The organism is Photobacterium sp. DNB22_13_2 (assembly GCF_052873915.1).
Genome location: NZ_JBNNXU010000003.1, coordinates 336,982 through 358,890 on the forward strand (window position 1 = coordinate 336,982; position 21,909 = coordinate 358,890).

Annotated in this window: 21 protein-coding genes and 1 other annotated feature; of the genes, 14 read left to right on the plus strand and 7 right to left on the minus strand. The window is 49.5% G+C overall.

Annotation, left to right across the window (positions count from 1 at the left end):
• The first annotated feature begins 42 nt into the window (after positions 1-42).
• Positions 43-1,599 (plus strand): endonuclease/exonuclease/phosphatase family protein, encoded by a 1,557-nt coding sequence (locus tag ACVA58_RS07010; RefSeq protein ID WP_446509718.1) that lies wholly within the window; start codon positions 43-45, stop codon positions 1,597-1,599.
• 115 nt (positions 1,600-1,714) lie between these two features.
• On the opposite strand, the gene rluB is transcribed toward ACVA58_RS07010, so the two are convergent.
• From rluB to rnm, 3 genes are all read right to left on the minus strand, one after another.
• Complete coding sequence (gene rluB, locus ACVA58_RS07015; protein WP_446509719.1) at positions 1,715-2,842, minus strand: 23S rRNA pseudouridine(2605) synthase RluB; 1,128 nt, start codon at positions 2,840-2,842, stop codon at positions 1,715-1,717.
• A gap of 187 nt (positions 2,843-3,029) precedes the next feature.
• Positions 3,030-3,650 carry an L-threonylcarbamoyladenylate synthase gene (locus ACVA58_RS07020; protein WP_446509720.1) on the minus strand — a complete coding sequence of 207 codons (621 nt, stop codon included), beginning with the start codon at positions 3,648-3,650 and terminating at the stop codon, positions 3,030-3,032.
• 23 nt (positions 3,651-3,673) lie between these two features.
• Positions 3,674-4,540: an RNase RNM gene (gene rnm / locus ACVA58_RS07025; protein ID WP_446509721.1), complete on the minus strand. Its 867-nt coding sequence runs from the start codon at positions 4,538-4,540 to the stop codon at positions 3,674-3,676.
• 116 nt (positions 4,541-4,656) lie between these two features.
• Positions 4,657-4,749, plus strand: a sequence feature (Trp leader region).
• A 72-nt stretch (positions 4,750-4,821) separates the two neighbouring features.
• Between rnm and ACVA58_RS07030 the strand changes: the two genes are divergently transcribed.
• The 12 genes from ACVA58_RS07030 (at position 4,822) to gspS2 (ending at position 16,118) form a co-directional block, all read left to right on the plus strand.
• Positions 4,822-5,835: a bifunctional 3-deoxy-7-phosphoheptulonate synthase/chorismate mutase gene (locus tag ACVA58_RS07030; RefSeq protein ID WP_446509722.1), complete on the plus strand. Its 1,014-nt coding sequence runs from the start codon at positions 4,822-4,824 to the stop codon at positions 5,833-5,835.
• Positions 5,832-7,448 (plus strand): anthranilate synthase component 1, encoded by a 1,617-nt coding sequence (locus tag ACVA58_RS07035; RefSeq protein ID WP_446509723.1) that lies wholly within the window; start codon positions 5,832-5,834, stop codon positions 7,446-7,448. The genes ACVA58_RS07030 and ACVA58_RS07035 overlap by 4 nt, the downstream gene beginning before the upstream one ends.
• 10 nt (positions 7,449-7,458) lie before the next feature.
• Positions 7,459-8,073 carry an aminodeoxychorismate/anthranilate synthase component II gene (locus ACVA58_RS07040; protein WP_446509724.1) on the plus strand — a complete coding sequence of 205 codons (615 nt, stop codon included), beginning with the start codon at positions 7,459-7,461 and terminating at the stop codon, positions 8,071-8,073.
• Positions 8,074-8,104: 31 nt separating this feature from the next.
• Positions 8,105-9,115 carry an anthranilate phosphoribosyltransferase gene (trpD, locus tag ACVA58_RS07045; protein ID WP_446509725.1) on the plus strand — a complete coding sequence of 337 codons (1,011 nt, stop codon included), beginning with the start codon at positions 8,105-8,107 and terminating at the stop codon, positions 9,113-9,115.
• Between the two features lie 2 nt (positions 9,116-9,117).
• Entirely contained in the window at positions 9,118-10,488 is a 1,371-nt protein-coding gene (gene trpCF / locus ACVA58_RS07050; RefSeq protein WP_446509726.1) for a bifunctional indole-3-glycerol-phosphate synthase TrpC/phosphoribosylanthranilate isomerase TrpF, read from the plus strand.
• A gap of 12 nt (positions 10,489-10,500) precedes the next feature.
• Positions 10,501-11,691, plus strand: coding sequence for a tryptophan synthase subunit beta (gene trpB / locus ACVA58_RS07055; protein WP_446509727.1), 1,191 nt, complete (start codon positions 10,501-10,503; stop codon positions 11,689-11,691).
• Positions 11,691-12,500, plus strand: coding sequence for a tryptophan synthase subunit alpha (gene trpA / locus ACVA58_RS07060; RefSeq protein WP_446509728.1), 810 nt, complete (start codon positions 11,691-11,693; stop codon positions 12,498-12,500). Before trpB ends, trpA begins: the two co-directional genes overlap by 1 nt.
• Positions 12,501-12,842: 342 nt before the next feature.
• Positions 12,843-14,117, plus strand: coding sequence for a dicarboxylate/amino acid:cation symporter (locus ACVA58_RS07065; protein ID WP_446509807.1), 1,275 nt, complete (start codon positions 12,843-12,845; stop codon positions 14,115-14,117).
• Between the two features lie 106 nt (positions 14,118-14,223).
• Complete coding sequence (locus tag ACVA58_RS07070; protein ID WP_446509729.1) at positions 14,224-14,763, plus strand: septation protein A; 540 nt, start codon at positions 14,224-14,226, stop codon at positions 14,761-14,763.
• Positions 14,764-14,777: 14 nt separating this feature from the next.
• On the plus strand, positions 14,778-15,173 hold the full coding sequence (gene yciA / locus ACVA58_RS07075; RefSeq protein WP_446509730.1) for an acyl-CoA thioester hydrolase YciA: 396 nt from the start codon (positions 14,778-14,780) through the stop codon (positions 15,171-15,173).
• Between the two features lie 231 nt (positions 15,174-15,404).
• Positions 15,405-15,704 (plus strand): YciI family protein, encoded by a 300-nt coding sequence (locus tag ACVA58_RS07080; protein WP_446509731.1) that lies wholly within the window; start codon positions 15,405-15,407, stop codon positions 15,702-15,704.
• Between the two features lie 24 nt (positions 15,705-15,728).
• Positions 15,729-16,118: a type II secretion system pilot lipoprotein GspS-beta gene (gspS2, locus tag ACVA58_RS07085; RefSeq protein ID WP_446509732.1), complete on the plus strand. Its 390-nt coding sequence runs from the start codon at positions 15,729-15,731 to the stop codon at positions 16,116-16,118.
• Between the two features lie 127 nt (positions 16,119-16,245).
• Here the strand turns inward: gspS2 and ACVA58_RS07090 are convergent, their stop codons facing one another.
• The 4 genes from ACVA58_RS07090 to ACVA58_RS07105 all read right to left on the minus strand — a co-directional run bounded on the left by ACVA58_RS07090 (position 16,246) and on the right by ACVA58_RS07105 (position 19,990).
• Entirely contained in the window at positions 16,246-17,184 is a 939-nt protein-coding gene (locus ACVA58_RS07090) for a class I SAM-dependent methyltransferase (RefSeq protein WP_446509733.1), read from the minus strand.
• Between the two features lie 100 nt (positions 17,185-17,284).
• Positions 17,285-17,494, minus strand: coding sequence for a hypothetical protein (locus ACVA58_RS07095; RefSeq protein WP_446509734.1), 210 nt, complete (start codon positions 17,492-17,494; stop codon positions 17,285-17,287).
• 242 nt (positions 17,495-17,736) lie between these two features.
• Positions 17,737-18,423, minus strand: coding sequence for a TIGR01621 family pseudouridine synthase (locus tag ACVA58_RS07100; RefSeq protein WP_446509735.1), 687 nt, complete (start codon positions 18,421-18,423; stop codon positions 17,737-17,739).
• A 133-nt stretch (positions 18,424-18,556) separates the two neighbouring features.
• Positions 18,557-19,990 carry a sodium-dependent transporter gene (locus ACVA58_RS07105; RefSeq protein WP_446509736.1) on the minus strand — a complete coding sequence of 478 codons (1,434 nt, stop codon included), beginning with the start codon at positions 19,988-19,990 and terminating at the stop codon, positions 18,557-18,559.
• A 379-nt stretch (positions 19,991-20,369) separates the two neighbouring features.
• Between ACVA58_RS07105 and cls the strand changes: the two genes are divergently transcribed.
• Positions 20,370-21,827 carry a cardiolipin synthase gene (gene cls / locus ACVA58_RS07110; protein ID WP_446509737.1) on the plus strand — a complete coding sequence of 486 codons (1,458 nt, stop codon included), beginning with the start codon at positions 20,370-20,372 and terminating at the stop codon, positions 21,825-21,827.
• Positions 21,828-21,909 lie beyond the last annotated feature (82 nt).

Consider the following 21,909-nt stretch of genomic DNA (forward strand, 5'->3'; position numbering starts at 1 on the left):
TCGTAGACTAACCTAAATTCCAGAACCAAAGTAATTAATCGAATGAATAAGCGTACACTCCTTACTTGCCTACTTGCAGGCATCATTGCTGGTTGTAACTCCACGTCATCAGAACCCCCTAAAGTGGGTGAAACACCAACCATTCCGGACATACCCGAAGGGACTTACCAAACCGAACTAAAAGTTATCACCGCCAACATGTGGCACAGCCTGACTTCAGATTTTCCAGCTAACAACCAAAGCTCATACGATATTGCCGTTGAAGAGCTTCGTTTTGCTGCCCCTGATGTCCTGTTGCTATCTGAAGCTTCGGGTATTACGACTCGCCTTGGAGAAGAGCTAGGAATGTATGTATGGCAGGGCGAGCATTTTATATCCAGCGTCGGCCTACTATCTAAATACCCAATCAAAGAAGTACTGCAAAGTGGAGATAATGTTGGTGACAGGGGTAATCTCATCGGTGCAGTACTCGACGTAAATGGCCGTGATGTCGTGGTATGGAGTAATCACCTTGACTACACCCATTACATTACCTACGACGCACGTGGTGGAGATGGTGTCTCTTGGGCTGCTCGCTCGCAATGCATTCCAGAGCAGGACAACGACGAATTAGATGCGATGAATGAAAAGTCCCAACGACCAAACCAAGCCCGTCACCTCATTACGCAAACCCAGCAATATATGGATGAAAACGCGGTTATCATCTTTGGCGGTGACTTTAACGAACCATCCGGTCTTGACTGGACACCAGATAGTGCACAGCAGTTCGATCGCAAAGGCACGGTCCATGACTTCCTGACTCACCGCCTACTTCGAGAAGCGGGTTATACCGATACCTACCGCGAACTCTTCCCTGATCCGGTCACGCACCCAGGGGCTTCTTGGCCATTCCATCAGGATGACAGCTGGATGAGCGGTAATTCCTATATAAATGAATGTGGACGAGCACAAGATGACCGAGACCGTATTGATTTGATTTACTACAATGCTGATGCCGAAGACGTTAAACTGGTAGATGCCTCACTCATCGGTCCGCGAATTCAGACATACTTCCCAGGTCCACACAGCGAAGATGATACCTACGTTTGGAGTGACCTGCATACGGGCGTGAAAGTCGATAACAATGGCGAACCATACTATGGTGAGCGAGAGTTTGTCTCCGACCACCTTTGGTACAGTACATCATTTACGATTGAAACTCCGTACGATGCACCGCAAACGTCACCAACATTATGGGAGCCACAGTTTGAAGGCGTAGAACTGGCAGGCGACGGCGATGATCTATTAGTCTCATTTGAACTGACAAACCTTTCACTCTGGGAAGATGATAGAGAGTACAAATTTAGCATCATGGGGGATCGCACTGGTGCGCGTAAAGATGAATGGCAAGTCGAAAACTTAGCTGGCAAACCCGATTCTCCTATCACCGTTCGCATTGAACAAGAAACCCTGCAAAACCTGAACACAACTGAGTTCAACAATGCGATTCAACTGCGCTTACGTAGCACCAATACTATTAATGGTTGGCGGAAAGACTATGCGGTTATGACTCTTCCAAGAGACGTTATTGAATCACATGTCAATATTGCCCAACTATGATATGACTTCAATCATGGCAACTAGATAATTCTAGTAAGCTATGAACAAAAAAGCAGCCATTGGCTGCTTTTTTAATTTATCGGCTGTTTTGCAAGGCTTACTTGCGTGAACGCGACTATTTACGTGAACGAGGCTTAGCCGGCTTATTTTTCAGCGGATTACGACGGTTAGCTGCATTACCTGACGGCTTGCGGCGTGAACCGTTGTTCTCTTCAGCCTGATTACGGCGGTTCGCTGTATTGCCTGAAGGCTTACGGCGTGACTCGCTGTTATCTTCACCACGGCGGTTAGATACGTTGCCTGAAGGCTTACGACGCGACTCGTTGCTGCTCTCTTCACCTGGGTTACGGTTCGTCGAGCGACGCTGGTCTTGACGTCCACCACGACGACCGCGGCTGCTATCATCGTTCAAACGTTCTTCATGGCGACGAACTGCACGACGGATCTGGCGAACACCACGCTTGCGCTTCTGGCCTTCGACCGTCAGCATAGTTTCCGTTTCAGGTGGTAGCTCGACTTTCTCACGCAGGTAGTTGACATCTTTGAGCTCAAGCTCCATCCAGCCACCGCGAGGAAGATCTTTGGTCAAGAAGATGTCACCGTAGCGAACACGCTTCAAACGGCTTACTGTTACGCCTTGTGAATCCCACAAACGACGAACCTCACGATTACGACCTTCGGTGATCACTACGTAGAAAGTATGGTTCATACCTTCACCGCCAGCGTAAACCACGTCTTCAAAACGTGCCATACCATCTTCAAGTTTCACACCCTTAACCAGGTTGCGAACCATATCTTCTGTTACTTCGCCAAATACACGGACCATGTATTCACGCTCAACACTGCGGCTTGGGTGCATTAGGCGGTTAGCCAATTCACCATCAGTCGTGAACAGCAACAGACCTGCCGTATTGGCATCAAGACGACCTACTGATACCCATCGGCCACCGTTAAGACGAGGCAGACGATCAAATACCGTACGACGACCTTCTGGGTCATGACGAGTACACAACTCACCTTCCGGTTTGTTGTAAGCCATCACACGGCACACTTCTTCTGAAGAAGACACCAGTTGGATGTTGTGGCCATCAATGCGAACACTGACTGACAGATCATCCAGTCGGTCGCCGAGTTTGGCTACCTTACCGTCGATACTAACTCGACCGTTCTGGATCATTAATTCGATTTCTCGGCGAGAACCCTGGCCAGAACGCGCCAGTACCTTCTGTAATTTTTCACTCATTAGACAAACCTTTGTCGCCTTCACAGGCGTCGAAATATCATCATGCTTTAAGCCATCTTAAAGCGATGGCGGATTATGCCAAAAGCTTAGCTGAGATACCACAGAAAACACCGTAAACATACGGTATTTCCTGTCATATCTCACCCACTAAACAATTAGATGCATAGTAATAGGTAAACCGAGAAGCTTACTCAAATGGAGTTGGGTCACCGGCACCAACCCGGGCCACTTCCATGGCATCATTACTGAAGTCAATCACCGTAGTCGGTTGCTCGCCGAGATATCCACCACTGATAATCAAGTCCACGGCGTGCTCTAGCTTATCGCGGATATCTTCTGGATCGGACTCGGTGGTTTCGTTACCCGGTAAAATCAATGATGTCGACATCATCGGTTCACCCAGCGCATCAAGCAAGGCCAATGCAATCGCATTATCGGGCACACGAATACCGATGGTTTTTCGCTTCGGATTCATCAAACGGCGCGGTACTTCCTTGGTTCCCTTAAAGATAAAGGTGTAGGCACCCGGTGTATTGTTACGCAGCAAGCGGAATGCCGCATTATCAACGCGGGCATACAGGGACAACTCGGAAAGATCACGACATAGCAGGGTAAAATTGTGCTTGTCGTTCAAACGGCGGATCTGGCAGATCCGCTCCAATGCTGATTTATTTTCCAGCTGACAACCAAGGGCATAGCCAGAATCGGTAGGATAAACGATCACCCCACCATTGCGGATGATCGCCACAGCCTGGTTGATCAGACGTACTTGTGGCGTTTCAGGGTGAACATAAAAAAACTGACTCATTCTTCCTCCATAGGAAATGCAGCCTAATCGCGCACTTCCTCATCTATGCGTTTCTTCTCAACGCTCCAGTCCTGCCAGACTTCAGTCACCCCCTTGGGCAACCACAGATTGCGACCAAGTTCGGTCCATGGCGAGGCATAATGGAAATCAGAGCCTTGTGAAGCTAGTAGCTTGTAATCAATTGAATAATCCCCGAGCAGGCGTCGCTCCTGAGGTGACTGCTGAGGCTGCGACACCTCCATAGCATCACCTTTGGCTTCAACAAACGCGGTTAGCATGCGTTTTTGCCATTTCGCGGTCATGTTGTAACGGCCTGGATGGGCCAGCACCGCCTGCCCACCAGCTTGATGGATCGCCTCAACGGCCTCAGCCATCGAGCACCAATTAGGCGGCACATAACCGGGGTTATTGCGGGTCAGGAACTTTTTAAACACAGCCTGCATCGTTTTGGCATAACCTTGTTCGACAATCCACTGGGCAAAATGGGACCGAGTTAAGGTTGCACCATTAGCAATCGCCTTAGCCCCTTCCAGTGCCCCCGGCATCCGGTTTTTCTCTAGGCGCTCTCCCATCATGGCTGCACGCTCTGCCCGGCGCTGAAGCTGCTCTTCAATCAAGTGAACCATTGCAGGGTGTTCAGGGTCAATATTCAGACCGACAATGTGAATATCAAAATTTTGCCAAAGTGTCGATATTTCAATACCTTTGATGAGAGTCAGAGGCAGATTTTTAGCTTCTATTGCCTGCTCAGCAGCGGCGAGACCTGCCACTGTATCATGATCGGTAATGGCCAAGACATCGACGCGGCGTTCAACTGCACGCGAAACAAGCTCTTCAGGTGACAGCCGCCCGTCTGATGCGGTGGTATGGCTGTGTAAATCAAACAACATAAATTATCTTCTTGACTTTACATTTACGAACTAGTTTACTAGTACGCAGTTATCCAGTATTACACTGAAAGGATATTTACATGGTACAGCAAATTCATCATCAGCTCCGCGCTTTCTCAATTTGGTGGTGGCACTTCCCAACGCGGGTGGTGTGATTAGCTGTGCCTTAAACAGATAACACAAACCCGCCTTGACGCGGGTTTTTTTGTAACCGAATTCAGCCAAACAAATAATGTAACCAGAGCGCCACCATCAAGCAGCGCTCTGAAGAGGAAAAGAATATGATCATCGTACTAAAGCCAAATGCAACGGAACAACAAGCCAAAGAAATCCTTACCCGCATCGAAGAAGCCGGTCTAAAGCCACTCTACATGCCGGGGGTTGAACGTATTGTTCTAGGTGCATTGGGTGATGAACGTGTTCTTCAACAACTTGACCTTGACGCCTACCCTTGTGTAGAAAACGTCAAACCTATCCTGACCAAGTACAAGATGGTGAGCCGTGAAGTGCAAGCCCACGACACCGTGGTACGCTTTGGCAATGCCGCTGTTGGTGGTGACAAGTTTGCCGTTATCGCTGGTCCTTGCTCTGTTGAGTCAGAAGAGCAATTACTAAGCGTGGCAGAAATGGTGAAAAAACATGGTGCTGTTGCTCTTCGCGGCGGTGCTTACAAACCACGTACCAGCCCCTATGATTTCCAGGGCATGGGTGTCGAAGGTCTAAAACTACTGAAACAGGCCAACGAACAGCTGGGGATCCCGACCGTATCGGAAGTGATGGAAGTCAGCCAGATGGATTCGATGTGTGAATATATCGACTGTCTTCAGATTGGCGCACGCAATATGCAGAACTACGCCCTGCTAAAAGCAGTCGGTGAAAGCAAGAAACCGGTCTTGCTCAAACGCGGACTTTCAGCCACTATCGAGGAGCTGTTACTCGCGGCGGAATATATCTACGATGCAGGCAACCCGAATATTATCCTGTGTGAGCGTGGAATCCGTACCTACGAGACAGCAACACGTAACACATTGGATTTGAACGCTGTGGCATACCTTAAGCAACGTACCCACCTACCGGTTGTTGTTGACCCTAGCCACGGTACTGGCGTCCGTGAACTGGTGATCCCACTGTCACGTGCCGCTGCGGCTGTTGGTGCTGATGGTATTATCGTCGAATCACACCTTAACCCGTGTGAAGCCTTGTCGGACGGCCACCAGGCACTGACCGGTCCAATGTTTGAACAGTTGATGCAAGAGTTGAAACCGTTTGTAGAAGCGGCAGGGAGAACGCTGTGAATACTACCCCACTAGGTGTCGGCGAGCTGGAATTACTCAGCCTCGATGTACCCTATGTTGCGGATCCGACGGAGTTATATTACTCCGTCTGTGGCGACCGCCCACATAACCTATTGCTGGAGTCGGCCGAAATCGACTCCAAACAAGACCTGAAAAGCTTAATGCTTATTGATGCGGCAGTGCGGATTGTCTGCCGCGGCAAGGTGGTCACCCTTGAGGCCCTGACCGATAACGGTCTGAATGTACTGCAAACGTTGGAAGGCAAGATGCCGACCGATATCAATGCAGAACGCCAAGGCCGTGAGCTAACACTGACCTTCCCGTCGGCAGAGCGCACTTTGGATGAAGACAGTCGCTTGCGCCAAACGTCATCATTTGACGCGCTGCGAATGATCCAGCATGCCTTCAATATTGCCGGCCATCCTCGCGAAGCCTTATTCCTAGGTGGCCTGTTTGCCTATGACGTGGTCGACGGCTTTGAGCCGTTACCTGGCGTCAAGCAAGATAACCGCTGCCCGGATTACCTGTTCTACATTGCCGAAACCCTGCTGGTCATCGACCACCAGCGCCGTAAAGGCAAGCTGCAGGCAACCCTGTTCGGAGGAGATGAGTATACCTCGAGCTATTTCGAGCTGAGCCGCCGCCTACAGCACATCAAAGAAGCCTGCCTGGAGCCAATGCCGCTTCCTGCTGCCGTGCTGCTGGATGAATGCGAGCCGGTCGCCAGTGTAAGCGATGAAGATTTCTGCCAGCAGGTCGTTGATCTTAAAGAACATGTTATTAAAGGTGATGTATTCCAGGTGGTACCATCTCGTCAGTTTACTCTGCCATGTCCGTCACCGCTCAATGCCTACAAAGAACTGAAGATCGGCAACCCAAGCCCGTACATGTTCTACCTGCAAGACGCTGATTTCACTGTTTTTGGCGCCTCTCCGGAAAGTGCACTCAAATACTGTACCGAGAGCAACCAAATTGAGATCTACCCGATAGCCGGTACCCGACACCGTGGTAAGAATGCTGATGGCTCTATCAACCTCGACCTTGATGGCCGTATTGAGCTTGAACTGCGCTGCGACATGAAAGAGAACGCCGAGCACATGATGCTGGTTGACTTGGCCCGTAACGATGTCGCCCGTATCAGCGAACCGGGCAGCCGCTATGTCGCCGATTTACTCGCGGTAGACCGCTACAGCCACGTAATGCACTTGGTCTCACGCGTTGTCGGCCAGCTACGTGGTGATCTGGATGCCCTGCACGCTTACCAAGCCTGTATGAACATGGGCACCCTGACCGGCGCGCCAAAAATCCGTGCCATGCAGCTTATTCGTGAAGTAGAACAACGCCGCCGAGGTACTTATGGTGGTGCCGTCGGTTACCTGACTGGCCATGGTGATATGGATACCTGTATTGTGATCCGCTCGGCCTATGTCGAAGATGGCAAAGCCAGTGTTCAGGCGGGTGCTGGCGTGGTCTATGACTCAGTCCCTCAGGCAGAAGCTGATGAGACCCGTGGTAAAGCTCAGGCGGTGATCACCGCGATTCGCAAGGCACACAGTGCGCCGAATGCCTGCGAACACACTACCAGTACCACCAACGCAAGCAAATCGCGCTAAGGAGCCAAAGATGTCCCAACCTCATATTGTATTGCTCGATAACTTTGACTCCTTCACCTATAACCTGGTTGATCAATTCCGCTCGCTGGGCTGCGAAGTAACCATTTACCGAAACAGCCTGACGGTCGAGCAAATGGAGCTGGCGCTAGTAGAAAAGAGTAATCCTGTGCTGGTGCTATCACCAGGCCCGGGCGCACCAGCTGACGCAGGCTGTATGCCTGAGCTGATTAAGCAAGTTCGCGGTAAAGTGCCGATGATCGGCATTTGCCTTGGTCATCAAGCCATTGTTGAAGCCTATGGTGGCAAGGTGTCGGGTGCTGGTGAAATTGTCCATGGCAAGTCAGCCATGATGAACCACACTGGCCACGATGTCTTCGGCGAACTGCCAAGCCCATTATCGATTGCCCGCTACCACTCCCTGGTTGCTGAAACCGTCCCAGAGAGTCTGAATATCATTGCCGATGTCAACGGCTTGGTCATGGCGGTGACTAATGATGAGGATCGCGTGTGTGGCTACCAGTTCCACCCTGAGTCAATCCTCACTACCCAAGGAGCCCAGCTACTGACCAATACGCTGGAGTGGGTCACATCGTCACCGACCGACAATAATGAGCTGAACCAATAATCAGCCGGTATAGACAACAAGGATTTTAATTATGGATGCGACCATCTACACCATTGCCAACAAGCTTTACGACCAGCAGGCATTAAGCCAAGAAGAAAGCCAGACCCTGTTTGATGCCATCATCAAGGGCGAAGTCGAACCAGTATTGCTGTCGGCGGTATTGACGGCACTGAAAATCAAAGGTGAAACACCGGCAGAAATCGCTGGTGCTGCCAAAGCATTACTGGCCAACGCCAACCCATTCCCATGCCCTGAGTATGACTTTGCCGATATCGTCGGGACTGGTGGTGACGGTGCCAACACCATCAACATCTCGACCACAGCGGCTTTTGTGGCAGCTGCGTGTGGCGTCAAGGTAGCCAAGCACGGCAACCGTGGCGTATCAAGTAAATCTGGCTCTTCCGACCTGCTTGATAAGTTCGGTATTAACCTTGCTATGAAGCCAGAAACAGCCCGTGAAGCCCTTGACGATTTGGGCGTGTGCTTCTTGTTTGCACCGGAGTACCACGGTGGTGTTCGCCACGCGATGCCGGTTCGCCAGACGCTAAAGACCCGCACTATCTTCAATGTACTGGGTCCTTTGATTAACCCAGCTCGCCCTAACATTGAGCTGATGGGTGTCTATGACGCCTCGCTAGTTCGCCCAATTGCCGAAACCATGGCAGCCATGGGCATGAAACGCGCGGCCGTTGTTCACGGTAGCGGCTTGGATGAAGTCGCAATCCATGGCGAAACCACGGTAGCAGAAATCATCAATGGCGAGATCACCGAATATACCTTAACGCCAGCTGATTTCGGCCTTGAAAGCCACCCGCTTGAAGCGATCAAGGGTGGAGAGCCAGAAGAAAACCGTGCCATTATTACCGATATCCTTACCGGTAAAGGGACTGATGCCCAAATGGGAGCGGTTGCGGTCAACGTCGCCCTCCTGCTTCGCCTATTCGGCCATGAAGATCTCAAAGCCAATACCGAGAAGGCCATCAATGTCATGAAATCTGGCAAAGCCTTTGAGCTTGTCGGCCAACTAGCAGCACGAGGTTGAGCATGGAAACGGTTCTAGCAAAAATTGTCGCCGACAAACGTATCTGGGTTGATGAACGCAAGGCCAAGCAACCGCTTGAAAGTTTCAGAGATGGTTTGCAGCCAAGCGATCGCAGCTTCTACGACGCCCTATCCGGTGATCAAGCAGCATTTATTCTTGAATGCAAAAAAGCGTCACCATCTAAAGGTTTGATCCGCCAAGATTTCGACCTCGACATGATTGCCAAGGTGTACAACGGCCATGCCAGTGCAATCTCGGTACTAACCGACGAAAAGTATTTCCAGGGCAACTTTGACTTCCTGCCTGTAGTACGTAACCAAGTACGTCAACCCGTGTTGTGCAAAGACTTCATGATTGATACTTATCAGGTTTATCTGGCACGCTACTACAATGCCGATGCTATCTTGCTGATGCTGTCGGTGTTGAATGACGATGAGTACCGTGAACTGGCTGAGGTTGCCGAGCAACTTAGCCTTGGTATCCTGACCGAAGTCAGCAACGAAGAAGAGTTGGAGCGCGCCATTGCCCTCAAGGCTAAAGTTGTGGGCATCAACAACCGCAACCTGCGCGATCTCAGCATCGACCTGAACCGTACCAAAGAGCTGGCACCTCGCCTTCCAGAAGGAACGATTGTGATTTCCGAATCGGGGATCTACAACCACCAGCAGGTACGTGAACTGTCAGCTTATGCCAATGGCTTTTTGATTGGCAGCTCGCTGATGGCAGAAGACAACATCGAGATGGCTGTACGCCGCGTGCTGCTTGGCGAAAACAAGGTCTGCGGCCTAACCCACGCCGACGATGCGGCAGCCGCTTACCAAAGCGGTGCCATCTACGGCGGCTTAATTTTTGTCTCCGGCTCACCACGTCATGTCGATATCGAACAAGCCCGTATGGTGATGAGTGGCGCACCACTGAAATATGTCGGCGTATTCCGTAACGCCGATCCACAAGCAGTGATCAAGGCAGCAAAAGCCTTGTCGCTATCAGCGGTTCAGCTTCATGGCGATGAAGATCATGACTACGTAGCGGCCCTGAAGGGGCAACTGCCAGCCGAGTGTGAGGTTTGGAAAGCACACGGGGTAACAGATAATGCACCGGTACTGGGTGAATGGCAGGTAGACCGCCACTTACTCGACAGCAAGATCGGAAGCCAGTCAGGCGGTACCGGCATTGCTTTTGACTGGAGCCTGATCCCCGATGAGCAAAAACAAATCACTATGCTAGCCGGTGGCCTTAATCCAGACAATGTCTGTGAAGCGGCAAGCCTAGGTTGCCAAGGACTCGATTTGAACTCCGGGGTAGAAAGCGAGCCCGGCAAAAAAGACCCAACGAAATTGAAAGCGGCTTTCGCGGCTATCAGAAAGTATTAAGGAAAATAAACCATGAGCAAGATAAATGCCTACTTCGGCGATTTTGGTGGTCAATACGTACCACAGATCCTGGTCCCTGCATTGGACCAACTGGAAGCCGCTTTTACGGAAGCCCAGCAAGATCCTGAGTTCCAAAAAGAGTTTATCGATCTACTAAAAGATTACGCAGGTCGCCCTACCGCTCTGACGTTATGCCAAAACCTGACCAAGGGCACCAAAACCAAGCTTTACCTCAAGCGTGAAGATTTACTACACGGCGGTGCTCACAAGACTAACCAGGTACTTGGCCAGGCATTGCTAGCTAAGCGCATGGGCAAAGACGAGATCATTGCTGAAACTGGTGCTGGTCAGCACGGTGTAGCAACCGCCCTTGCCTGTGCACTGCTAGGCCTTAAGTGTCGGGTTTATATGGGTGCCAAGGACGTTGAGCGCCAGAGCCCGAACGTGTTCCGTATGAAGTTGATGGGCGCAGAAGTGATCCCTGTCCATTCAGGCTCTGCAACATTGAAAGATGCATGTAACGAAGCTATGCGTGACTGGACTGCGACGTATGACAAAGCACACTACCTATTGGGTACTGCAGCAGGTCCTCACCCATTCCCGACTATCGTGCGTGAATTCCAACACATCATCGGTGAAGAAACCAAGGCCCAAATCCTAGAGAAAGAAGGCCGCCTGCCAGATGCTGTTATCGCCTGTGTCGGCGGTGGTTCAAACGCTATCGGTATGTTCTCTGATTTCATCAAAGAGGAAAGTGTTGGCCTGATCGGTGTAGAGCCTGCAGGTAAAGGTCTGGATACCAACATGCACGGTGCACCACTTAAGCACGGTAAGCTGGGTATCTTTTTTGGTATGAAAGCTCCACTGATGCAGGACGAGCACGGCCAGGTTGAAGAATCTTACTCAGTATCGGCAGGCCTTGATTTCCCATCGGTTGGCCCGCAACATGCCCACCTCAATGCGATTGGCCGCGCAACATACGAAGCTGTTACCGATGACGAAGCGCTGGATGCTTTCCAAGAGCTAGCACGCAGCGAAGGGATCATCCCAGCGCTTGAATCCGCTCACGCGCTGGCTCATGCCTTGAAGATGATCAAAGAAAACCCAGAAAAAGAACAGCTACTGGTCGTTAACCTATCAGGCCGTGGCGATAAAGATATTTTCACTGTACACGATATTTTAGATGCAAAAGGAGTGCTGTAATGGATCGTTACCAAGCCCAATTTGAACGCCTGGCGGCAAAAAGCGAAGGCGCATTTGTTCCTTTTGTCACTATCGGTGATCCGACTCCGGAACAATCACTGAAAATTATCGAGACCTTGGTTGAAGCTGGCGCTGATGCCCTGGAGCTGGGCATCCCCTTCTCCGACCCTCTCGCCGATGGCCCGACGATTCAAGGCGCGACCATTCGCGCGATGGAATCAGGTACCACGCCTACAGTCTGCTTTGATCTACTAAGCCAGATCCGCGCAAAGTACCCAGAAATGCCAATCGGCTTATTGATGTACGCCAACTTGGTGTTTGCTAACGGAATCGAAAACTTCTACCAGCAATGTGCCAAAGCGGGCGTTGACTCGGTATTGGTTGCTGATGTACCGGTAAAAGAGTCGGAAGAATTCCGCGTTGCTGCGGCCAAGTACGGTATCCACCCGATCTTCATCGCACCACCAAATGCCGATGAAGCCACACTGAAAACCGTGTCGGAGTTCGGTGGGGGTTACACCTACCTACTATCACGCGCGGGCGTCACGGGTACCGAAACCAAAGCGGGTGCACCAATCAACCATCTGCTTGATAGCCTCAAGGCCCATAATGCTCCTCCGGCCCTGCTTGGTTTTGGTATTTCCGAGCCACAGCAAGTTGCCGAAGCCATCAAAGCCGGCGCGGCGGGCGCCATCTCTGGCTCAGCCGTGGTAAAGGTGATCGAAAACAATCTTGATGATCACGACGCCATGCTCAGCAACATGCACAGTTTTATCAGCAACATGAAGGCCGCTACACGTAACAGCTAATAGCCTCTTCGCGTCGAGCTTCACGACAAAAGCCGTCCCAAGTCACCTTGCGGACGGCTTTTTCTATTACACTGAGACTTAATAGCAAGCTGATTACAAATCTGTTCGGTATTATTAATCGAGATCAAAGATCTCTTCCCCCTCTCCCAATACAGTAACCAACTTGTTAATGCTTGGTATCAACAATTTGCAAGATTGAAAGTCAAAAATATAAATCCAGTGAAAGAATGATTGATCGATATGGTATTTCCGTGTAAAAACACACGCGCAAAATATTGGCTTAACAATTAGTACAATTACAAAACAAATTGCCAATAGCTTTGCGAACAATATCAAACACAACTGAGGTATCTAACCGTGTTAAAAGAAAAAGGACTATTTGGCAACATCGGCGTACAAGTCGTGATTGCCATGTGTGTGGGGACGCTCGTCGGTGCGATGATGGGCCAGTCTGCAAGTATGTTTGCCCCACTGGGGAGCATCTTCATCCACTTAATCAAAATGTTGGTGATCCCATTGGTTGCCGTCGCCATTATCTCCGGTGCTGCCGGGCTTGGTAGTAGCCAGTCAGCAGGGAAAGTCGGTCTGTCAACGCTGGGCTTTTTCGGCCTGACTTCCGCTGTCGCGGTTGCGCTGGCCCTGTTCATGGGCGTTGTATTCCAGCCGGGTGTCGGCGTCGACATGACTGGCGTAGAAGGCATGTTCTCCAATGTGTATGCCGACAAGGGCGAGATGCCGACATTCTGGGCCACCGTACTTGGCATGATCCCGACCAATGTTTTTCAGTCACTGAATGAAGCTAATATCCTTCAAATTTTAGTATTTTGCCTTTTCTTCGGTATTGCCGTTTCTAAACTGGAAAAAGAACGCCGCGACCCATTGATCAACGGGGTGAATGCCATCGTCGATGCCATGGTATGGATGATCAACGTTGTAATGAAAGTTGCCCCGTTAGGTGTCTTTGGCTTGATGGCAGATGCCGTCGGTACCTTTGGCTTTGGTGCCCTGATGGTGGTATTCAAGCTCTTTGTGGTCTACGTCATCGCGATTCTGATCTATGGCTTTATCTTCTATCCCGCCATGATCAAGGTATTCAGCAAAACCTCTCCGCTTAAGTTCCTATCAGCAATGAAAAAGCCGCAAGCCGTCGCGCTATCTACGGCTTCTTCAATGGCAACCCTACCGGTTACCATGGAAGTGTGTGAAGAAGAGCTTGGGGTGAAAAACTCTACCGCCTCTTTTGTACTCCCGCTTGGCGCGACGATCAATATGAGCGGTAATGCTATTTATTACGGCTTGGTGGCCGTCTTCTTTGCCCAGATGTTCAATATTGAACTGGGTATGGGGGCTTACATGGCCATCATCATTACCTCTACCCTAGGTGCTATCGGCCAAGCCGGTGTACCGGGACCGTCGTTCTTAGTGGTTGCCGTATTGCTCGCCGCCGGGATCCCTATCGAAGGCCTACCGTTGCTGTTTGCCCTTGATCGCATCTTCGACATGATCCGTACCGCCCTGAACATTACCGGTGACGCCGCATGTGCCGTTATTGTCGATAATATGATTAACGATGCGCCTCAGGACACTCCTGAGCCAACATCAAGCCATCACGTTTAATCTTTGTCTTTCCTAAAGAGACTATAAAATCAAAAGGCTGCAGGGTTAAACCTGCAGTCTTTTTCTTATACTATAAGCAGCTTATATGTAATTAATGGCTCCCAACATGAAGCAACTGATTGATTTTATTCCCCTGGTCATATTCTTTATTCTCTATAAAACCCATGATATCTATGTCGCGACCGGCGCATTGATTATCGCCACGGCCATTCAACTCGTTGTAACGTGGATGCTGTATAAAAAGGTAGAGAAGATGCAGCTGGTGACGTTTGTCATGGTCGCTGTGTTTGGCGGACTAACGATTTTCATGCACGATGAAAACTTCATCAAATGGAAAGTCACTCTTGTGTACGGCATTTTTGCGATTGGACTCGCTATTAGCCAATTGTTAGGCAAGCCGCTGATAAAGAGCATGTTAGGCAAAGATCTCAGCCTACCGGATAAGGTCTGGAGCCGAATCAATGCCGCTTGGGCCCTGTTTTTCGTTGTATGTGCCGTCGTGAATGTCTATATTGCTTTTCGTTTACCGCTGGATGTGTGGGTTAATTTCAAAGTATTCGGTCTATTGATCCTGACTTTGATCTTCACCATTGCCACCGGCGGCTATATTTACCACCATATGCCCAAAGAACCCGATTCAGAGTAGTACAGAGCCGCATCATGACATCAGAAAATAATATTCCTCGCGGGCAATTGTTGCTTCGCACTCTTGCAATGCCAGCCGACACCAATGCCAACGGTGATATTTTTGGCGGCTGGATCATGTCTCAACTTGATTTAGCCGGCGCTATCTTAGCGAAAGAAATCTCCGGTGGCCGCGTTGTTACCGTGTCTGTCGATACCATCGCTTTCAAAGCCCCTGTCAGCGTGGGTGATGTTGTATGCTGCTACGGCGAATGTAGCCGTATCGGTAACTCATCAATGAGCGTCGCACTTGAAGTATGGGTTAAGCCTGTGGCAATTGATGCTGTCGGCGAACGCTATCGCGTATGTGAAGCAACATTTAACTATGTCGCCATTGACAGTGACGGTCGCCCTCGCCCGGTTAAAAAATAAATCGATTGTGCCAATCTTTATAAGTCATTGATCTATTCCATTTGCTATAAAAATGGCGTCACAGATTTATGTAGGCTGGTATAGAACAGTGCAGAAATCCGCAAAAAAGCCCTAACATAATGCTAGGGCTTTTTTTTTCATTTATGATAGGAAAAATTTGTCACACATTGCTGCCGTCCCAAAAATTTCATTAATGTATATTGAGGCCAGCAGAAACAAGGAGAGAGTTACATGTGGTACGTTATTTTTTCCCAGGATGTCGATAACAGCCTTGAGCGTCGCCTAAGTGTACGTGACCAGCACTTGGCTCGATTGAAAGCGCTGCAAGAACAAGGCCGCCTGTTAGTTGCTGGCCCAATGCCAGCCATCGACAGTGAAAACCCGGGAGAAGCCGGATTTACAGGCTCAACCGTGATTGCTGAATTCAATTCCTTGGACGATGCCCAAACCTGGGCCGATGCCGATCCGTACATCGACGCCGGTGTCTACGAGAAGGTTATCGTCAAACCGTTCAAGAAAGTCCTTCCATAACCCGTAATTTGAGATAACTACGTTATGCTAAAACGCACCCTCGTTTTATTAGGCGCTGTCTTGATGGCAGGCTGTGCTTCAAATAAAGAAGAGCAAGCGATCATGGATTTGGCGAAAGCCCGAGCCATGGCTATCAACAACAAAGCCCCGTACGAAAAAATTGATCAATACCAGATCATGAAAGCCCAAGCACGGGAAAACATTGTCGAGATCACCATTTTATATGGTGGCGGTGGTAAAACGCCTCCGACTACGGCCGCCAAAAGTGCTGCGCTAAACTATTGCAACAGCGCAGAATTAAGCCCAATGGTGAGCGAGGGTGTGAACTACAATATCGTGATTATGGATATGCGTGGCCGCCCTATGGTGACCCAGCCGATCACCGCTGAGGTTTGTAGCCAAATCGCAAACTAGCATTAGGGCTGTGAAGACTATATCTAAACAGCCGAATTGAAGCTTTAATCAACGGGGTTCCGATGATTTGAAGTCATATACAAAAAACGCCAGCATTGCTGGCGTTTTTGCTTTTACATAAACGAGATTACGACCGCTCAAACAACAACACTTTCAAACCACCTTCCGGATCAATATCCTTGAACTCCGGTGGGTTTTCCAAGCGGTGTTGATAAACAAGCTCAGGCGCTTCCGCAGCCATTCCCTCAATCAAGAAAGACGACGACACACCCGGATCGTTGACACAAGCCAACACCTGACCGTTTTCTGTCAGCAGATCAGGCAAACGACGTAAAATCTTTTGGTAATCCTTGGTCAAAGCGAAGCTACCTTTCTGGAACGATGGCGGATCGATGATGATCAGATCATACGCGCCAAGCTTGCGCACCTTGCCCCATGACTTGAACAACTCATGGCCAAGGAAACTGACTTTGGACAAGTCATGCTGGTTCAAGTGGTGGTTGTCTCGGCCTCGACTCAAGGCGGCTCTGGCCATATCAAGATTAACCACATGCTCTGCCCCGCCGGCAATAGCAGCCACAGAGAAACCACAGGTATAAGCGAACAGGTTCAACACCCGTTTGCCTTCTGCATGGCGCATCACCCAGTCACGACCGCAGCGCATATCCAAGAACAAACCATTATTCTGCTTGCGGCCAAGATCCAATTTAAATTTGAGGCCATTCTCCATCACATCCTGATATTCACTGCTCTCGCCCCACAACACATCCATCGGTGAACCCTGACGGTCACGGTGCTGGAGCAGTAACGATGTTGCCCCAGACTGTTGCCACACAGAGGTTTCAACCAACGTATCAAGCATGTGACGCAATGGGATTAAGAATTCTTCAGACGGCTCTTTAAAGAGTGAAACAAGGACTTGTCCGCTTAACCAGTCGACAGTCAACTGCTCAAGGCCAGGCCAGCAACGGCCACGTCCATGGAATAACCGGCGCACTTCATTTGGCGGTGTCGCCAGCTCAGCCATCAGGTGTTGCTCAAGGTTTATTAATGCACTCGGTTCCATAGTTCTACTACGTTGGTCAATTCAGGGGCGGTATTATAGCAGAGCTAAATCAATCCATTCAGCTCAAAACGATATATACCCAAGCTACTTGGGTATAGCATCAAGCAACCAATTTAAGATTTTCTTGTTCAGGTTGGCGGCAGCTAGCAAGGTGAACATATTCTGCCTGAAGGCGGACTTGGCGTTGGCGGCGGGTACGGTTTTTGACTATTTTTCGTTGTCGACGGAATGACGCCAGCCCCCAAAAACGTGATTGGTTCTTTTTTTTCTTCAATCGCATGCGAAGCGATACGGAGCGGGTAAGGCGCATATTGAATCTCGGTCTAGGTAAGTCCTAGACCGGTATTATAAGTGAAACTTTACGGTAATGTAATTTATGAAAGGTCAAAATAGCAGCAGTTGGTCGCAAATTAACAAGGAAAAACACGGGGTTTAAACAAATTATTATCATTAAGCGCTGTTTTACTACATCAACCTGATGATTAGTGGTTAAACGATAACCACCCCACCTATGAGTCTTCCCGGACGCTTCATACTTATTCCGAAGTGCCGTTATTTCTTTCCAGGCAAAAGCGGCCAAGCCAGCGCCCAAGGTGCCACCCATTCGGTTAATACCTGCTGAGTTTCTGCTAGCTGCCATAACTCGCCCTGCGATGGCAGACAGAGAAATTGCCATTGTTGCTCAGCATAGGGAAAGCGCAACGCAAAGGCATGAAGATAACCACGATCCGCCGATTCATTACCGTAAATAGTATCACCTGTGATCCCTGAGCCCACGCTGCGCAAAGCGACACGGATCTGATGAGTTTTTCCAGTATGTGGTTTACACAAGAACAAGCGTCGACCTTGGCCTGCGGCAGCAGAGAAAAACTGGGTGACCGCCGGGTTCTCGCGACTGTTTTCCAGTTTCCAGCTACTGCGTCGCGACCGGGTCATATCACCGATAACCACACCCTGCTTTTTCTTCGGCTTCTTGGTGCCAATAGCCAAGTAGAACTTCTCGACGACGCGATCGGAAAAACACTTAGATAGAGCAGCTGCAGCCTCACGGTTACGGCCGAGCAATAGCAAACCCGATGTCATCTTATCCAAGCGATGGATGAGGTAAAGCTGCTTGTCCCCACTCTGTTTCGCCACTTCCTGCAGTAGCATCACATCGCCATCATCTTTGTGTACTGACACCCCAGAGTGCTTATTAATCACAAGAAAGTCTGGGTGGGTATGAAGAATATCGAACATAACAAGCTCATGGCAGATTGGGAGTGCGAAGTATACCGCTTATCGGGCGCATTTCCACAGCCTCCAAGCAACAAAAAGCGGGAGCCAATGGCTCCCGCTTTGCAAGTGGTAACTGGGGTTACCGCTTCACTATTTACAGCTTCTTGGAAACCAGGGCTCCAATACCAATAATGGCGAGGCCCAATACCATGATTTCACCTTTACCGCTGTCAAAGCCTGCTTTCACACCCGCAATCGCAACAATCGCGATAGCAAATGGGATCACGTACTTCACTAGGTTGTACCATAGACCGAACAGTGGGAACTTGAACTCACCGTCGTTGGTGATTTCTTTTTCAAGCTCGCTACGGTTCAAGCGCCAGCCTGCGAAGATACACACCAACATACCACCAACAGCCAAGAAGATCTTATCAGTTAGCAGGTCAAAGATGTCAAACGCGCCGGTTTCAAACAGTGTCGGTCCAACGCCGCCAAGAGAAAGCGAAGCGAACACACACAGTACTGCCATAACAGAACTTGCCGAGAATACCGCTGTTGAGCGCTTCATGCCTTTTTCGTCAATCAGGTAAGACACCACGACTTCTAGCAGTGATACCGAAGACGTCAGTGCCGCAACACTCAAACCGATGAAGAACAGCAGCGCCAGCAATAGACCCACAATGCCACCCATTTCAGCAAATAGCTGAGGGACAACAACGAAAATCAAGCCCGGGCCCGCAGCTGGTTCCATGTTGAATGCGAACATAGCCGGGAACATAGCCACACCAGCAAGGATTGCAACAGCTGTATCCATTGCCGTTACCATTGCCGTAGTTTGAACCAGATTCTCTTTACGCTTCAGGTAACTACCGTATGTGATCATACAGCCCATACCCAAGCTCAATGAGAAGAAAGCCTGACCCAATGCTGCCAGTACAACAGTACTGTCGACTTTAGAAAAATCAGGTTTGAACAAGAATTCAAGACCCGCTGACGCACCAGGAAGGCTCATACCTTTGACCGCAACCAAGATAAGGATTGCGAATAGTAGAGGCATCAACACCTTACCGGCTTTCTCGATACCGCCTGAAATCCCTTTGATAACTACCAAGATGTTAAAGATCAGGTATAGACCCATCCACAACAGAGGCTGAATTGGGTTCGAGATAAAGCTGCCAAAGCTATCACCAATGGCTTCTGGTGTGCTTAGCAAGCCTGTCCCGATTTTATAGATATACGCAATAGCCCAGCCACCTACGACCGGGTAGAAGCCCATAATAAGCAGGCCACTGACCACACCGATCACACCAACAAATGACCAACGGCGATCAGTTGATTTAAATGCACCTACAGCGGATAGACCTGTCTTACGACCCACGGCAAATTCAGTCAGCATGACGCTGAAGCCGATAAAGATAACGAACAATAGGTATATAGCTACGAAAGCACCACCACCACTCTCACCAGCTGTGTATGGGAACTTCCAGATGTTACCAAGACCTACTGCGGATCCTGCCGCGGCCATAACGAAGCCTAATTTTGACCCCCAATTATCACGGGGTTGTGTGGTTGTATTACTAGTAGCCACGTTCTCTCCAAGGTTTTGTTGTGTTTGCTAGAGGTTTGCTAGTAATAGGCGTCGAAAATATGTTGTGTAAACTTGTGTGTAAACTTATCTACACACTTATAGGATTGTTATTGACGCTCTATATATGGCAAGTAAAACAGGTTGCGATTAGAATGTGAAGCCCGCGCTTCTAAATTTTGATCATTTACTGTTTTTTTACATCATTTCCACGCATTTTGCTTATATTTTGCACGAATAACGTTTGCTAATTTCACATTCCTCCTACAATTCAGTGATTTCCTCTTATCAAACTTAGCACATATTTCGCGTGAAATTTCGCTGGTATTCCTCTAGTTTCAATGCAAAATAGAGTAAAACTACAAACTCATAAAAAATACGAATGGAACAGTTCTATCAAGTTCTTGCTTGGGCAGGTGTCTTCTTCTATTGGTTGATGATCGCCGCCGTGACCATGCGCATTGTCTTCAAGCGTAGAGTAGTCGGTGTCTCTCTAGCTTGGCTCATGATCATCTATATCATTCCGATCGGCGGAGTGATCGCTTACCTGTTGTTTGGCGAACTCAACTTAGGCAAAAAACGCGCCCAGCGAGCCAAAATTATGTTCGAACCGTTTGGTGATTGGTTCCAACGTCTCAATGACTGCCCCGGCCACCAACCAGCACTGATGAGCGAACATGCAAGGCCTATCAGTGACTTGTGCGAAAACCGGCTAGGGATCCCAGCTCTTAGCGGCAATAGCCTTTCACTACAAGATTCTCCACAAACTATCCTGCGCTCTCTTATCGAAGATATTCACCAGGCCGAAGCCTCTATCCATATGGAGTTTTACATCTGGCACCCAGGAGGGTTGGCCGATGAAGTCGCGACAGCAATGATCATGGCCGCCAAACGTGGCGTTCAAGTCAGGGTATTGCTTGATGCCGCTGGCAGCATGCGTTTCTTTCGCTCCCATTGGCCCAAGCTTATGCGCCATTCGGGTATCGAAATTGTAGAAGCATTGGCCGTTACCCCGTTCAGGATGTTTTTGCGTCGGATGGACTTGCGCCAGCACCGCAAAATTGTTGTCATCGACGAAAAGGTTGGCTACACCGGGTCTATGAACTTGGTTGACCCTGCCTATTTCAAAACCGATGCCGGCGTCGGCCAATGGATTGATGTCATGGTCAGAGTAACGGGGCCATCTGTTGCAGTGCTCAACGGTATCCAAGCGTGGGACTGGGAAGTGGAAACGGGTGACCGCTTCTTACCACAACTCCCTGAGTGCTCGCTTCCAAGTCAGTCAGAAGCTTCAGATATGATCCAGGTGATCCCGTCAGGGCCGGGGATGCCCGACGAAATCATCCACCAAGCGCTCCTACTAAGTATTTACCAAGCCAAAGAAAGTGTGGTGATCACCACGCCATATTTTGTGCCGAGCGAAAACCTATTACATGCAATGAAAGGCGCAGCACACCGCGGAGTCACTGTCGATATCATCATCCCGGATAAAAACGACTCAATCATGGTGGAATGGGCCAGCCGCTCTTTTTTCTCGGAGTTGCTAACTGCGGGGGTCCGCATTCACCGCTTCCATGGCGGTTTACTACATACCAAATCCGTGGTGATCGACAATACCCACTGCTTGATTGGTACGGTTAATTTGGATATGCGTAGCCTGTGGCTGAACTTCGAAGTAACACTGGCTGTGGATAACCCCGAGTTCACCAAGCAGCTTAATTGGCTTCAGAAAGAGTATATGAGCGATTCAAGCTTGGTCGACAGTGCCAAGTGGGAGGAGCGGCATATCAGCAACAAGCTGATTGAACAATTCTTCTATATGTTCAGCCCGTTGTTGTAATAAGTAGATTTGGTTTGCATAAAAACAAGTTAGCTTGGTGTAATTTCAAAACCTACCCGCCAGGGATGGCGGGTCGGAGCGG

Bases quoted from the DNA above. Each gene is read 5' to 3' on its own strand.
- ACVA58_RS07010 (WP_446509718.1), top strand. From the start codon at position 43: ATGAATAAGCGTACACTCCTTACTTGCCTACTTGCAGGCATCATTGCT.
- rluB (WP_446509719.1), bottom strand. From the start codon at position 2,842: ATGAGTGAAAAATTACAGAAGGTACTGGCGCGTTCTGGCCAGGGTTCT.
- ACVA58_RS07020 (WP_446509720.1), bottom strand. From the start codon at position 3,650: ATGAGTCAGTTTTTTTATGTTCACCCTGAAACGCCACAAGTACGTCTG.
- rnm (WP_446509721.1), bottom strand. From the start codon at position 4,540: ATGTTGTTTGATTTACACAGCCATACCACCGCATCAGACGGGCGGCTG.
- ACVA58_RS07030 (WP_446509722.1), top strand. From the start codon at position 4,822: ATGATCATCGTACTAAAGCCAAATGCAACGGAACAACAAGCCAAAGAA.
- ACVA58_RS07040 (WP_446509724.1), top strand. From the start codon at position 7,459: ATGTCCCAACCTCATATTGTATTGCTCGATAACTTTGACTCCTTCACC.
- trpD (WP_446509725.1), top strand. From the start codon at position 8,105: ATGGATGCGACCATCTACACCATTGCCAACAAGCTTTACGACCAGCAG.
- trpCF (WP_446509726.1), top strand. From the start codon at position 9,118: ATGGAAACGGTTCTAGCAAAAATTGTCGCCGACAAACGTATCTGGGTT.
- trpB (WP_446509727.1), top strand. From the start codon at position 10,501: ATGAGCAAGATAAATGCCTACTTCGGCGATTTTGGTGGTCAATACGTA.
- trpA (WP_446509728.1), top strand. From the start codon at position 11,691: ATGGATCGTTACCAAGCCCAATTTGAACGCCTGGCGGCAAAAAGCGAA.
- ACVA58_RS07070 (WP_446509729.1), top strand. From the start codon at position 14,224: ATGAAGCAACTGATTGATTTTATTCCCCTGGTCATATTCTTTATTCTC.
- yciA (WP_446509730.1), top strand. From the start codon at position 14,778: ATGACATCAGAAAATAATATTCCTCGCGGGCAATTGTTGCTTCGCACT.
- ACVA58_RS07080 (WP_446509731.1), top strand. From the start codon at position 15,405: ATGTGGTACGTTATTTTTTCCCAGGATGTCGATAACAGCCTTGAGCGT.
- gspS2 (WP_446509732.1), top strand. From the start codon at position 15,729: ATGCTAAAACGCACCCTCGTTTTATTAGGCGCTGTCTTGATGGCAGGC.
- ACVA58_RS07090 (WP_446509733.1), bottom strand. From the start codon at position 17,184: ATGGAACCGAGTGCATTAATAAACCTTGAGCAACACCTGATGGCTGAG.
- ACVA58_RS07095 (WP_446509734.1), bottom strand. From the start codon at position 17,494: ATGCGCCTTACCCGCTCCGTATCGCTTCGCATGCGATTGAAGAAAAAA.
- ACVA58_RS07100 (WP_446509735.1), bottom strand. From the start codon at position 18,423: ATGTTCGATATTCTTCATACCCACCCAGACTTTCTTGTGATTAATAAG.
- cls (WP_446509737.1), top strand. From the start codon at position 20,370: ATGGAACAGTTCTATCAAGTTCTTGCTTGGGCAGGTGTCTTCTTCTAT.